Genomic DNA, 12890 nt, shown 5'->3' with positions numbered 1-12890 from the left:
GAAAATAAATATACTAATTAGTAGGGAGATATAGATAAATGACAAACGTATTAGTAGTAAAAGCAAATAACCGACCAGATGGTGTATCAACAAAAATGTATGAAACGTTCATGGCTGAAGTAGCTAATGTACAAGGTGTCAACGTAACAACTTTTGATGTATTTGAAGAAAATATGCCGTATTTTGGTCAGGAACTATTCAATGCATTCGGTAAAGCACAAGCAGGCGAAGAATTATCAGCAATTGAAGCAGGGTCTTTAGCTGCATTCAATAAATCACGTGAAGCATTAACAGCTGCAGATGTAGTTGTATTTGCATTCCCATTATGGAACTTAACAATTCCAGCTGCATTACAATCATTCATCGATTACACATACGGTGCTGGATATTCATTTAAATATAATGAACAAGGTCAATTAGTAAGTTTAATGACTGACAAAAAATATATCGTATTAAGTGCACGTGGTGGTATTTACTCTACACCAGAAACTGCACCACTAGAAATGGCTGCAACATACATTAATGCGGTTATTGGTGGCGTATACGGTATGGAGAAAATTGATGAAGTAATTATCGAAGGTCATAATTCTAATCCAGCTGGTGCTGAACAAATTATTGCTGAAGGTTTAGAGAAAGTAAAAGCTACAGCTAAAAACTTAGTAAAAGTAACAGCATAATTATTTTATATTGAAAAAGGGGCGCCCATCATTTGGTGAGCGCCTCTTTTTCAGTTTTTATTTAATTGTATTTCCACAGATATTTGTACTTGTTCAGAGATTAAAAGTCCGCCCGATTCAAGTGAGTCATTGTATGTTAAATTGAAATCGCTTCTATTAATTTCGGTTTGGCATGTATAGCCGTATGTATCGATGTCCCATGGATTTTTAACACAACCATTGTATGTTACTTCGAAAGTAACAGGTCGTGTAACGTCTTTAATAGTTAAGTCTCCATGTAATTTAATTTGATGTGGGTCTCTTGTGATTTCTTTACTTATAAATGTAATCTTAGGGTAACGGTCCGCATTAAAGAAATCTGCAGAAATTAAATGATGATCCCTTGAACTGTCCCGAGTATTTATACTCGCTACATCTATCTCAAAACGTATGTATGAATCATTAAAATCTTCTATTTTACTTGCCTCTATGTGTGCAGCAAAAGAATCGAATGTACCATGTACCTTTGTAATCATCATGTGTTTAATGGAAAAGTTAATTGATGAATGAAAAAAATCTACTGAATAAGTCGTCATAGTTTCACCTCCAATATATTACAATGTTTTAATTCCATCATAAAATAGAAGATATTTTTTTACAACATGAATTAAGTTCTAAGTAAGCTACTTACTTTTCGTAATCTATAAAAAGTGGTAATATAATATTAAGGAGTTAAATAAAGTTTATTTTAAGCAATAAATTTGAGGTGAAGAAATGAAGGAATCAGCATTATGTCCACGTTTGTCCAAGGCTATGGAGCTTGTAGGGAAACGGTGGACTGCTTTAATTATTTATCAACTACTGGAGGGTCCACAACGCTTTAACGCGATTGAATCGGCATTGCCGATAAGTGGACGATTATTGTCAGAACGCTTAAAGGAACTTGAAAAAGAGGGCATTGTTGAACGAAAAGTATTTTCGGAAGTACCGATCCGTGTGGAATATAATTTAACAGAAAAAGGAAAATCACTTGAACAGACGGTTAGAGAAATTGAAAAGTGGGCGAAAAGTTGGTTATAAATCATGTTGTTTTACTTGTAAAAAGCGCGTCAAAAACAGATACTAAAAAGGTATGTCAGCTTTTGAGGAAAGGAAAATGGCTTTTATGACAATTCAACAATGGGAAAATGATTTATTACAATGGATACCTTCAAATAATATAAAAACAAATGAAACGTTAAAAAAATATACGATGACAAAACTTGGTGGTAAGGCGGATATTCTCGTGCTGCCTGAAACAGAAGAGCAAGCAGCAGCTGTCGTTAAGTATGCATATGAAAATAATGTACCGCTACTCATGCTGGGGAATGGCTCCAATATGGTTGTACGTGATGGCGGTGTCCGTGGAATCGTCCTGCATTTTGCTTTACTGGACAAAATACGCATTGAAGGCGAAACGGTTTATGCACAAAGTGGTGCATTAATTAAAGAAGTATCAAAACAAGTTGCAGCTCAATGCTTAACCGGTTTTGAGTTTGCATGCGGTATTCCAGGTTCAATCGGTGGAGCAATGGCAATGAATGCCGGCGCTTACGGTGGTGAGGTTAAAGACATCGTCACATCTTGTAAAGTACTAACACCGGAAGGAGAGCTTCTAGAGCTGAACAACGAGCAACTTGAACTTTCTTACCGTAAAAGCATTATTGCTAAAAAGGGCTATTTCGTTCTGTCAGCTACGTTCCAATTAGAACAGGGCGATCAAAAGCAAATCGATGAGAAAATTGCTGATTTAACATACCAACGCGAATCAAAGCAACCACTCGAATACCCTTCTGCTGGCAGTGTATTTAAACGTCCCCCAGGTTATTTTGCAGGTAAACTTATTCAAGACAGCGAATTGCAGGGGAAAGGCGTTGGTGGTGCCGAAGTCTCTACGAAGCATGCCGGATTTATCGTAAATAAGAACAATGCAACAGCTAAAGATTATATTGAAACAATTCAAATGGTACAGCGTGCTGTGAAGGAAAAGTTTGATATCGACTTAGAGATGGAAGTAAAAATCGTCGGTGAAGATTAATCTTAGGAGATAAAAAGACTCAACTCGTGCTCATTTGGCACGGGTTATCTTTTTGTCGATAAGAAAGTGATAAGGTGGTGAGCTTGATTTAACTAAGACCTCCACCTTACTAATATATTGGCTGAATTTGTAGCTATTATAAATCAGAATATAACATAGAAGGAGCTCAAAGATGAAATTTATTTCATGGAATGTCAATGGTATACGTGCATGTGTAAATAAAGGCTTTTTAGATTATTTTCATGAAATGGAAGCTGACTTTTTCTGTCTTCAAGAAACTAAATGCCAGGAAGGACAAATTGACCTTGAACTCAAAGGGTATTATCAGTATTGGCATTCAGCAGTAAAAAAAGGATATGCAGGTACAGCGGTATTTACGAAACATAAACCATTAGCGGTATTTTACGGTATTGAAAATGAAATTGCACCTGATGAGGGACGCATTATTACATTAGAATACGAGAATTTTTATTTAGTAAATACGTATACACCGAACGCAAAACGGGATTTAACGCGTTTAATAGAACGCCTCCTTTGGGAAGACCGTATGGCGGATTATTTAAGGGAACTTGATTCAAAAAAGCCCGTCATTTATTGTGGGGATTTAAATGTTGCACACGGCGAGCTTGATATAAAAAACGTTAAATCCAATATTGGCAATTCCGGATTTACATATGAAGAACGTGGAAAAATGACCGACTTACTTAATAGTGGATTTACAGATACATTCCGCCATTTCCACCCGAATGAAACGGACCATTATACGTGGTGGAGCTATATGGCAAAAGTGCGTGAGCGAAATATTGGATGGCGAATTGATTACTTTATTGTTTCGAACCGTCTCGTTGAACAAATTGAAGAAGCGTCCATACATTCACAAGTTTTAGGTAGCGATCATTGCCCTATCGTATTAAAATTAAAAACAGTGTAAGATAAAGAGAATTATAGAAAACTATTTTTTGTAAAGAACAAATCGCACTTTGCAAAAAACAAGATAAAGAGGTGGATCTAATGGCACAACAGGCTACAAAGGCAAAAGGGCGCAAAATTGTTAACATTGTCATTTGGACAATTGGGATTTTGATTGTTCTTGGCGGTTCAGCAGTTGCTGGGTTGCATTTATACGTATCTAATTCGAAGCCTTTAATTGAAGGTGAGAATATTGTTACGATTTTAGATGAAGATGTGGAAGTTACAAGAGATGGTGTAGGGGTTCCGCATATTGTGGCGAAGTCAGATGCCGACCTTTATCGCGCCCAAGGCTATGTCCAAGCGCAGGATCGATTGTTCCAAATGGATTTAGCTCGTCGTCAGGCAAGCGGTACTTTAGCAGAAGTGGTAGGTGCGTCTGCAGTTAATACCGATAAATTTTTCCGTACATTCAGCTTGCGTCATGCAGCGGAGAATTCATGGGATGGTTATGATGCGGAATCTAAACAAATTTTAGAATGGTATGCAGAAGGTGTAAATGCCTTTATTGATGAAGTAAAAGGAAGCAGCAAGCTTTCCTATGAATTTAAGCTGCTTGGTTATACACCAGAAGCTTGGACACCAATCGATTCATTAGTGATCGGAAAATATATGGCATATGACCTGGGTGGAAACTGGAATCAACAAGCATTCCGTTCATGGGCATTACAAAATTATACAGAAGAGCAAGCTAAAGAATTATTTGTAGAATACCCGGAAAATGCAAAATCAATTATTGAGGCAAATTTAAATATAGAGACAGATATTACAACTGCCTTTACAACAGATTATTTACCTAATGAATTTAACGGAAGTAACAACTGGGTAATTGGCGGGAAGTTTACGAAATCAGGGAAACCGCTACTTGCGGATGACCCGCATTTAGGTTTAAGTACACCATCTGTATGGTATCAAATGCACTTGAAGTCCCCTGAACAAAATGTGAGCGGTGTTATATTTGCAGGGATTCCAGGTATTATTTTAGGACATAACGAACAGATTGCCTGGGGAGTTACAAATGTAAACCCTGATGTCCAAGATTTATATATTGAAAAGCCAAACCCGGAGAACCCATATCAATTTGAATATGATGGTAAATGGGAAGATGCAACTGTTCGAGAAGAACCTATTAAAGTAAAAGACGGTAAAACGATTGACTTCGAAGTGGTGGAAACACGTCACGGTCCAATTGTTTCAAATATAATGCTAAAAGAAACAGAAGTTAAAGAGCAGTTTTCAATGCAGTGGACTGCGCTTCAATCTACACAGGAATTAAAAGCAGTATTAGGCTTCAATAAAGCATCAAATTGGGAAGAGTTTGAAGTTGCGTTAGAAGACTTCAAAGCACCCGCACAAAACTTTGTGTTTGCTTCAACAGACGGAACGATTGCCTATAAAGCAAATGGTCTAGTACCGATACGTAAACAAGGTACAGGTGCATTACCAGTACCGGGGAATTCTTCTGAATATGGTTGGGAAAGCTATATCCCATTTGATGAGTTACCGACTGTCATTAACCCGGAAGAAGGTTATATTGCAACAGCTAACAATCAAATAGTTGGTGAAGAATATCCATACCATATTTCCAACCTTTGGGCACAGCCATATCGTTATGAACGAATTGTGGAAATGATCGAAACGCCTGTTTATAACGACGAGGGAGAATTATTAAAGCTGACGGCTGCGGAAATGAAAGGTATGCAAATGGATAAGAAAAACTTGCATGCCGTAGAGTTTTTACCGAGTCTACTAGAAACGATTAAAGCGCAGGATACAGAAGGCAAATATAACAGGGTTATTACATTGTTAGAAGAGTGGGAGTATTATGATGATAAAGATCAGGGTGCACCGCTTGTGTATCATTTCCTAATTGAAAATATGGAAAATGCCTTATTCAAAGATGCCATGCCGGAGGATGTCTTCAAATTAATGCCAGGGAAATCCCAAATTACCGACCAAATGCTTCGTGATGCATATGCCGGCAATCCAGGTGTTTGGATTACTGAAGAGGGCGGTTTAGATCAATTCGTTTATACTGCGTTTGAAGATGCTGTAACGAAAATTCAAGGTAAATTTGGGACAGCGGTATCAAAATGGAAATGGGGAAGTTACAATAAGTTAACTTTCAACCATCCATTAGCAAGTGCGTCTGACTTTTTAGCAGATTACGTTAACCCTGAAAGATTAGCGGTAGGCGGTTCAAGTGTAACAGTTCAAGCTGCTTCAGAAGATGGAAACGGAAATGTAAAGCATGGTGCATCTTGGCGCTTTGTGGCTGATTTGAATAATTTGTCTACAGCACATCATATTGTCGGTCCGGGTCAAAGTGGACATATGAAGTCAAAATGGTATGACAATCAAACATCGAATTGGGTATACGGTCGTTACCATAAAACTAATATCGATGGCACTATTAACACGAAATACGAGTTAATATTGAAAGCCGAATAAAGAATGAAAAACCTTCCTTTTAGATAAAGGGAGGTTTTTTACATTCAAACAATCATTTGAATGTAAAAAGTACATAAGCTATAATACATTCAAACGGATATTTGAATGAGGTGTAAAATTGAAGGATACTTGTGATATAACAAAAGTGAATGAACAGGCAGTGGAAGCTGTAAGAGAGCAAATGCCCGAACTTTCAAAGGTAGCGAAATTTTTAAAGGCGCTTGCAGATGAAACACGTTTGAAAATTACATTTGCGCTGACAATTGAAGAACGGTTATGTGTTTGTGATGTAGCAGCAATCATCGGTACGAGTATGGCAACGGCATCCCACCACTTACGTTATTTAAGAGAACATGGTTTGGCAAAGTCGACACGTGAAGGAAAATTAGTTTACTATTCGTTAGCAGATGACCATGTGCATCAAATTGTCATGATTGCTTATGAACATTCAAAGGAGTGAATCACATGGGGCAAAAAACAGAACAATATCGCTTGGAAAATTTATCTTGTGCAAACTGTGCTGCAAAATTCGAACGAAATGTAAGGGAAATTGATACAGTTGAAGACGTACTTTTAAATTTCGGTGCAGCAAAGTTAACGGTAACCGGCACAGCGACACTTGATCAACTAGAAGCTGCTGGGGCTTTTGATGGTATTAAAGTTTCCCGGGCGAATGAGCGATTAATGGCTGAAGCGATCCCATTTTATAAACGTAAAGAAAATAAACTTGCAGCATTTGCATTGCTGTTTGTATTAATAGGAGTCATTTGCAGTTTCGTTCTTCATGAAGGGCATATAATCGTAAATAGCCTTTATGCGGTCGCAATTGTTGTGGGTGGCTACACTACTTTCATAACAGGGATAAAGAATTTAATCCATTTGGAATTTGATATGAAAACATTAATAACAATTGCGATAATCGGAGCTGCCATCATAGGTGAATGGCAAGAGGCTGCAATTGTCATTTTTTTATTTGCGGTAAGTGAAGCTTTGGAAGCGTATTCGATGAATAAAGCTCGTCAATCCATTTCCCAGCTAATCGATTTGGCACCTGATACAGCCACTATTAAGCGAGTGCAGGATGGTCACAATGATGAAAAGGTAGTCCCGACTGAGATGATTCAAGTTGGTGATATTTTAATTGTTAGACCGGGACAGAAAATTGCCATGGATGGTGTCGTCATTACTGGTATTTCAACCGTCAATCAAGCAGCCATTACAGGCGAACCACTCCCCGTTGCAAAACAAATGGGGGATCCGGTGTTTGCAGGAACATTAAATGAAGCTGGTGCTTTAGAGGTTAAAGTGACAAAGCGGGTAGAGGATACAACAATTGCTAAGATTATTCATTTAGTTGAAGAAGCACAGGCTGAAAAAGCGCCATCACAAAAGTTTGTTGACCGCTTTGCAAAATATTATACGCCAGCAATTATAGTTGTCGCTTTATTAGTAGCGATTGTGCCAAGCATTATAACGGGGAATTGGCTACATTGGGTCTATCAAGGTTTGGCAGTCTTGGTTGTAGGATGTCCTTGTGCGCTTGTGATTTCCACACCAGTTGCAATCGTTACAGCAATTGGTAATGCAGCTCGCAACGGCGTATTAATTAAAGGTGGGGTTTATTTAGAGGAATTAGCCCGCATTAAAGCAGTTGCGTTCGATAAAACGGGAACTTTAACAAAAGGGCAACCGGAAGTAGTGGCAATTGAAATAGAAGGGAATACTGATAATGCGGATATATTACTCGCAAAAATTGCCGCTGTTGAGAAGATGTCACAGCATCCTTTAGCTCGAGCGGTTTTAGCAAAAGCATTTGATAAAAAGATACTTATTCCAAATGCTGTAGATTTTCAGTCAGTAACAGGAAAAGGTGCTTATGCATCAGTGAATGGTGAAGTAATTTATGTAGGAAGTGTAAAATGGATTCAATCGATTGTAACTATTCCTGAGTCCTTATTACAAAGAGTTCAACAGCATGCATCGAGCGGTCATTCGGTAATCGTAGCCGCAAATGAGGAGTGTGTTTTAGGGATACTATCTATAGCTGATCAGCTTCGACCGGAAAGTAAAGAAGTGATTGCAGCGCTTCACGAAAATGACATCCAGCACACTGTAATGTTGACAGGCGATGAATCTTTAACTGCAAAAAAAATTGCAGAGCAGCTTCATATCAATGACGTAAGGGCAAATCTTTTACCGCAGTCCAAGTTACAGGCTATGAAAGACTTGCAACAGCAATATCACTCAGTCGCAATGGTTGGAGATGGGGTAAATGACGCTCCTGCTTTAGCGTCAGCTAACATCGGTATTGCGATGGGGGGAGCAGGAACAGACGCAGCGCTTGAAACAGCTCAAATTGTTTTTATGGCGGATGACCTTACAAAGCTACCTTATACGATGAAGTTGAGTAAAAAGGCAATGAAAATAATTAAACAGAACATTGCTTTTGCACTTGGGTTGAAGCTTATTGCGCTTTTATTGATTATACCGGGATGGTTAACTTTATGGATTGCAATTTTTGCCGATATGGGTGCAACATTGCTAGTCATTTTAAATGCATTGCGATTACTGAAAGTAAAGTAGACTAGACAAACACTATAAATAGGTATCAAACGACGGAGTTCTTGAGTTATTTTAACGAAAGTTATATTATTAAGTGAATATTAATGAAATGAGGCGAAAGGTCGAAATATAAAAATGTCCAATATAAAATTAGTAAATGTTACAGAAGAGATAGTAATGGGGCTTGTAAGTTTTTTGCTGCATGGCGTTCAATACCAGACATTTTGTCACTGTAAACAGTGTGAAATGGATGTCGCTGCTATAGCATTGAATTCTTTACCTGCTCGATATGTCGCTTCAGAAGAATCAAGAGATGCAGCATTCAACCAAATGAACACACCAGAAAGCATTGAGGAAATTAACAAGCAAATTATCCGTGCACTTCATCTTGTTAAACAATATCCAAGTCATTCATAATTCCTTGGGGATAATTATTCATATGTATAAATCATGTAGCTGTATGGCAAGCTTTAACATAGATTTGAAATAAAAGGGTATTCAATTAGGGACAAACTAATTTGAATATCCCTTTTTTAACGTTCACTGTTTTCAGTTAACTTTTTGCATGAAATTGTAGTAAACTTAAAAGAGCAATTGAAAGAGAGGGAACAGTTATGCCAACACCTAGCATGGAGGACCACATTGAACAAATTTATTTATTGATCGAAAATAAAGGGTATGCTCGTGTGTCCGATATCGCAGAAGCTTTATCTGTTCTACCTTCCTCCGTTACAAAAATGGTGCAGAAATTAGATAAAGATGGATATTTACTGTATGAGAAATATAGAGGCTTAACATTGACGCCAAAAGGGCAAAAATTAGGAAAGCGACTTGTTCAGCGTCATGAATTGCTGGAACAATTTTTGCGTTTAATTGGGGTAAATGAAGAACATATTTATGAAGATGTTGAAGGTATTGAACATCATTTAAGTTGGAATTCGATTGACCGTATAGCTGATTTAGTACAGCTTTTAGAAGAAGAGCCCGACATGACAAGGAAGCTAGAAGAAATGAAATCAAATCATAATATGTAATGATTGACGAGAAAAAGGAGAATGTATTGAATGAATCAATTAATTAAATCAGGACAAGTAGTGGAATTAACTGTATTAGAGGAACAAGGATCACGATATGTATTAACGAATGGCGATTTAGAAATCCCATTAAATGCATCGGATGTTATAGAAACATTAGCGATTGGGGATTTAGTAAAAGTTTTCCTATATACGGATCGACGTGGGGACCTTCAAGCGACAACAGCCATTCCACATATTACAGAAGCCGATTATGGTTGGGCACGCGTTTTAAAAGTTACAAAAGAAGGTGCCTTTTGTGATATTGGCACATCTCGTGAAGTTTTAGTCCGTGCAGAAGATTTACCAGCTATTTCCGAAGTATGGCCGGAGTCAGGTGACCATTTGTATATGACATTGCGTACAGATCGCAATGGTGATTTGTTCGGACGTCTCGTTACTGAAGAAAAGGTAAATGACATGTATGAAGGTGCTGAAGCAGAACTGTTCAATAAAAACATTACAGCTCGCCCATATCGTCTATTACCAGTAGGGTCATTTTTGCTAGGTGTTGAAAAACCATATCGTATTTTCGTACATGAGTCAGAAATGAAAGCTGAACCTCGCTTAGGACAAGATGTACAGGTACGCATCATTGATGTGAAGGAAGATGGATCACTAAACGGGTCATTTTTACCTCGAAAACATGAACGTTTAGGAGAAGATGCAGAAAAAATCTTCGCGTATTTAGAAAGTGTCGGTGGTAAAATGCCGTTCGGTGACAAGTCAACGCCGGAAGAAATTACGGAAATGTTCAATATGAGTAAAGGTTCATTTAAGCGTGCGCTTGGTACATTAATGAAGGCTCGTAAAATTACACAAAAAGATGGCTGGACGGAAATCGCCAGAGATTAAAAAAGAGTAAAGTACATTGAAAAGTAAAAGGTGAATTAAAATTTGCAACCTTTTACTTTTTTTATACGTATTAATAGAGAATGTATATGAAATTAGGACAAGATTAAGTGAAAATGGGAATATACATTTAAAAAGGGGGACTTAATAATGAAACAAAAATGGATTGCATTAGTTGCGATGTTTGCACTATTAATCTCGGTAGTATTACCATTGAGTGTGTCTGCAGCAGCAACAGAGCAAAAAAATCCAATCAATGAAAAGCTAGGGGTACCAATCGTAGTTTATGGATCGAATTTATCCGATAGTGAAAAGGAGATTGTAAAAACTGCATTACGTGTCTCCCAAGAAACAGAAGTTGATGAAATTACTATTTCTGGCCAAGATTTAGCCAAATATATAAAAGACAGTAACCCTAGTTCCCGTATGTTTTCATCTGCTAAAATTACGCGTCAAGATGCAGGGAAAGGACTGACAATTAGTATTGTCACTCCAACTAATATTACACAAGTGACATCAGAAATGTATGCAAATGCAATGTTAACTGCAGGTATTGAAGACGCGATTGTGGAAATTGCGGCACCAAAACCGGTAACAGGTCACTCTGCGTTAGTGGGAATTTATAAAGCGTATGAAGTAAAAACAGGTGAAACATTGGATATTGAACGTACAGATGTTGCCAATGACGAATTATCAGTTGCCACTTCAATTGCCGAGTCGGCAGGTGTTACAGATGAACAGGTAGCAGAGCTATTAACACAAATCAAAAAAGCGATTGCTGAAAACAAGCCGGCTAATAAAGAGGAAGTTCAACAAATTGTTGAAGAACAATTGGCTAAGCTACAAATTAATTTAAGCGAGAAAGACCGTCAATTATTGGTAGATTTAATGGATCGCATTAGTAATTTAAATATCGATTTTAGTAAACTATCTTCACAGCTTTCAGATTTAACGGCAAAATTTGATGAAACTTTCGGTGGTATTTTAGAAGATGAAGGTTTCTGGCAAGGTGTCAAAAACTTCTTCACTAATCTAATTGATACGATATCAACTTGGTTTAAAAAAGAATAGTAGTATTTAAAAGCACTCATCATTGGGTGCTTTTATTTTTCATGAAAATTCAAACTATGATATATTATTGTGAATAATAAAGGAGGGTGAAAAATGGAATTTACGTACAAAGACAATGGAAATAACAATGGAGCTTTTGAATATGAAGTGAACGGAGAACGTCTAGCAGAGATTACTTGGGTGCTACGCGATGGAGTCATGGTTATGGATCATACGTATGTATCAAATGAATTGCGCGGTCAAGGTGTAGCTAAAAAACTTTTGGATGAAGCGGCAAACTATGCCCGAGAAAATAACTTTAAGATGAAAGCCCTTTGCTCATATGTCGTATCTTCATTTGATAATAGTGACGCATATGACGATGTAAAAGTATAAAAAATACAAAAACACGAATTCCTATTACGATAGGGAATCGTGTTTTTCTTTATACATATTTAAGTGAAATTAATATCGATTAAAATCCTACAAAAAGTGAAATTATAAAAGTAATGACTCCAGAGACGCCAAGAAGAGTGAGCATCTCAGTTCCTTTATATGTAATTTCCTTTTTTTGAATCATAGCCAACACCCCTTTTTTCTTTAGTTAATTATTATTATCCGTTTTTTGGATTTTCTAATCCTAAATAGTTAAGGTTTTAAAAGAAATTCACAGGGTATATTAGATTATATGAATGGAAATCAAAATCAAATGATACTGGAGGTAATATTATGGCTAAATTAAAAGGTAAAGGCGTTGTAATGGCGGGATTAATAGCTGGAGCAGCTTCTTTCTTAAGTAAGAAGGAAAACCGTGATAAAGCAATGGATTATTTAAATAAAGCAAAAGGTAAAGTAGATGAAAGTGGTGGCGTGCAAGGTTTAATGCAGAAAGCACAAGAAAAAGTAACTGGTAACGATGCTGCTCACTCTCCGGTTACGAAAGATTTAAATACAAATATTGCTAAGTCTGCCTCTGTCGGCAAAGATGCTTATGAAGAAGAAACGCTGGAAGAGGTTGCAATGACAGCGGGCGATGTTGCAGATCATACTTTAGAAGGTAACCAGATGGTTGAAGAAGGTGCCCAAACAACAACGGATTATTACAATGAAGAACAGGATAAACGTTCTTAAAATAAATATAAAAAAAGGGTTTGTCCGAATAGTCGCAAGACTTCGGACAAACCCTATATATTGTGTTAA

General features: G+C 37.3%; 14 protein-coding genes. 13 read left to right on the top strand and 1 reads right to left on the bottom strand.

What is annotated here, in order from left to right:
• Positions 1 to 38 precede the first annotated feature (38 nt).
• Positions 39 to 677, top strand: coding sequence for an FMN-dependent NADH-azoreductase (locus tag NYE67_RS19000; RefSeq protein WP_340730787.1), 639 nt, complete (start codon positions 39 to 41; stop codon positions 675 to 677).
• 50 nt (positions 678 to 727) lie between these two features.
• Here NYE67_RS19000 and NYE67_RS18995 read toward each other — a convergent pair whose 3' ends face one another.
• Positions 728 to 1252, bottom strand: a complete 525-nt coding sequence (locus tag NYE67_RS18995) for a YceI family protein (RefSeq protein ID WP_340726391.1) — start codon at positions 1250 to 1252, stop codon at positions 728 to 730.
• A 178-nt stretch (positions 1253 to 1430) separates the two neighbouring features.
• On the opposite strand from NYE67_RS18995, the gene NYE67_RS18990 reads away from it, so the two are divergent.
• From NYE67_RS18990 to NYE67_RS18935, 12 genes are all read left to right on the top strand, one after another.
• Positions 1431 to 1736 (top strand): winged helix-turn-helix transcriptional regulator, encoded by a 306-nt coding sequence (locus tag NYE67_RS18990; protein WP_340726390.1) that lies wholly within the window; start codon positions 1431 to 1433, stop codon positions 1734 to 1736.
• Between the two features lie 85 nt (positions 1737 to 1821).
• A complete protein-coding gene (murB, locus tag NYE67_RS18985) occupies positions 1822 to 2733 on the top strand; it encodes a UDP-N-acetylmuramate dehydrogenase (protein ID WP_340726389.1) in 912 nt (303 codons plus the stop codon).
• A 172-nt stretch (positions 2734 to 2905) separates the two neighbouring features.
• Positions 2906 to 3664 carry an exodeoxyribonuclease III gene (locus NYE67_RS18980; protein ID WP_340730786.1) on the top strand — a complete coding sequence of 253 codons (759 nt, stop codon included), beginning with the start codon at positions 2906 to 2908 and terminating at the stop codon, positions 3662 to 3664.
• A gap of 80 nt (positions 3665 to 3744) precedes the next feature.
• Positions 3745 to 6153: a penicillin acylase family protein gene (locus NYE67_RS18975; RefSeq protein ID WP_340730785.1), complete on the top strand. Its 2409-nt coding sequence runs from the start codon at positions 3745 to 3747 to the stop codon at positions 6151 to 6153.
• A 118-nt stretch (positions 6154 to 6271) separates the two neighbouring features.
• A complete protein-coding gene (locus NYE67_RS18970) occupies positions 6272 to 6613 on the top strand; it encodes an ArsR/SmtB family transcription factor (protein ID WP_340726386.1) in 342 nt (113 codons plus the stop codon).
• A 5-nt stretch (positions 6614 to 6618) separates the two neighbouring features.
• A complete protein-coding gene (locus NYE67_RS18965; protein WP_340730784.1) occupies positions 6619 to 8736 on the top strand; it encodes a heavy metal translocating P-type ATPase in 2118 nt (705 codons plus the stop codon).
• Between the two features lie 114 nt (positions 8737 to 8850).
• Positions 8851 to 9132, top strand: coding sequence for a late competence development ComFB family protein (locus NYE67_RS18960; RefSeq protein ID WP_191701369.1), 282 nt, complete (start codon positions 8851 to 8853; stop codon positions 9130 to 9132).
• A gap of 197 nt (positions 9133 to 9329) precedes the next feature.
• The gene (gene mntR / locus NYE67_RS18955) at positions 9330 to 9749 is read left to right on the top strand and encodes a transcriptional regulator MntR (protein WP_191701368.1); all 420 of its coding nucleotides are present in this window, start codon (positions 9330 to 9332) and stop codon (positions 9747 to 9749) included.
• 30 nt (positions 9750 to 9779) lie between these two features.
• Positions 9780 to 10643, top strand: a complete 864-nt coding sequence (locus tag NYE67_RS18950) for a CvfB family protein (RefSeq protein WP_191701367.1) — start codon at positions 9780 to 9782, stop codon at positions 10641 to 10643.
• 147 nt (positions 10644 to 10790) lie between these two features.
• The gene (locus NYE67_RS18945) at positions 10791 to 11711 is read left to right on the top strand and encodes a DUF1002 domain-containing protein (protein ID WP_340726384.1); all 921 of its coding nucleotides are present in this window, start codon (positions 10791 to 10793) and stop codon (positions 11709 to 11711) included.
• 93 nt (positions 11712 to 11804) lie between these two features.
• Positions 11805 to 12086 (top strand): GNAT family N-acetyltransferase, encoded by a 282-nt coding sequence (locus NYE67_RS18940; protein ID WP_340726383.1) that lies wholly within the window; start codon positions 11805 to 11807, stop codon positions 12084 to 12086.
• A 333-nt stretch (positions 12087 to 12419) separates the two neighbouring features.
• Positions 12420 to 12821: a 3-oxoacyl-ACP reductase gene (locus NYE67_RS18935; protein WP_340726382.1), complete on the top strand. Its 402-nt coding sequence runs from the start codon at positions 12420 to 12422 to the stop codon at positions 12819 to 12821.
• Positions 12822 to 12890 lie beyond the last annotated feature (69 nt).

It is taken from the genome of Solibacillus sp. FSL W8-0474 (assembly GCF_038004065.1).
In the GTDB taxonomy this organism is placed as follows: Bacteria; Bacillota; Bacilli; order Bacillales_A; family Planococcaceae; genus Solibacillus; species Solibacillus faecavium.
The sequence above is the reverse complement of the archived record's forward strand: the minus strand, read 5'-3'. Positions and strand labels throughout refer to the sequence as shown.

Coding starts and splice junctions, on each gene's coding strand:
- NYE67_RS19000 (WP_340730787.1), top strand. CDS start 39: ATGACAAACGTATTAGTAGTAAAAGCAAATAACCGACCAGATGGTGTA.
- NYE67_RS18995 (WP_340726391.1), bottom strand. CDS start 1,252: ATGACGACTTATTCAGTAGATTTTTTTCATTCATCAATTAACTTTTCC.
- NYE67_RS18990 (WP_340726390.1), top strand. CDS start 1,431: ATGAAGGAATCAGCATTATGTCCACGTTTGTCCAAGGCTATGGAGCTT.
- murB (WP_340726389.1), top strand. CDS start 1,822: ATGACAATTCAACAATGGGAAAATGATTTATTACAATGGATACCTTCA.
- NYE67_RS18980 (WP_340730786.1), top strand. CDS start 2,906: ATGAAATTTATTTCATGGAATGTCAATGGTATACGTGCATGTGTAAAT.
- NYE67_RS18975 (WP_340730785.1), top strand. CDS start 3,745: ATGGCACAACAGGCTACAAAGGCAAAAGGGCGCAAAATTGTTAACATT.
- NYE67_RS18965 (WP_340730784.1), top strand. CDS start 6,619: ATGGGGCAAAAAACAGAACAATATCGCTTGGAAAATTTATCTTGTGCA.
- NYE67_RS18960 (WP_191701369.1), top strand. CDS start 8,851: ATGTCCAATATAAAATTAGTAAATGTTACAGAAGAGATAGTAATGGGG.
- mntR (WP_191701368.1), top strand. CDS start 9,330: ATGCCAACACCTAGCATGGAGGACCACATTGAACAAATTTATTTATTG.
- NYE67_RS18950 (WP_191701367.1), top strand. CDS start 9,780: ATGAATCAATTAATTAAATCAGGACAAGTAGTGGAATTAACTGTATTA.
- NYE67_RS18945 (WP_340726384.1), top strand. CDS start 10,791: ATGAAACAAAAATGGATTGCATTAGTTGCGATGTTTGCACTATTAATC.
- NYE67_RS18940 (WP_340726383.1), top strand. CDS start 11,805: ATGGAATTTACGTACAAAGACAATGGAAATAACAATGGAGCTTTTGAA.
- NYE67_RS18935 (WP_340726382.1), top strand. CDS start 12,420: ATGGCTAAATTAAAAGGTAAAGGCGTTGTAATGGCGGGATTAATAGCT.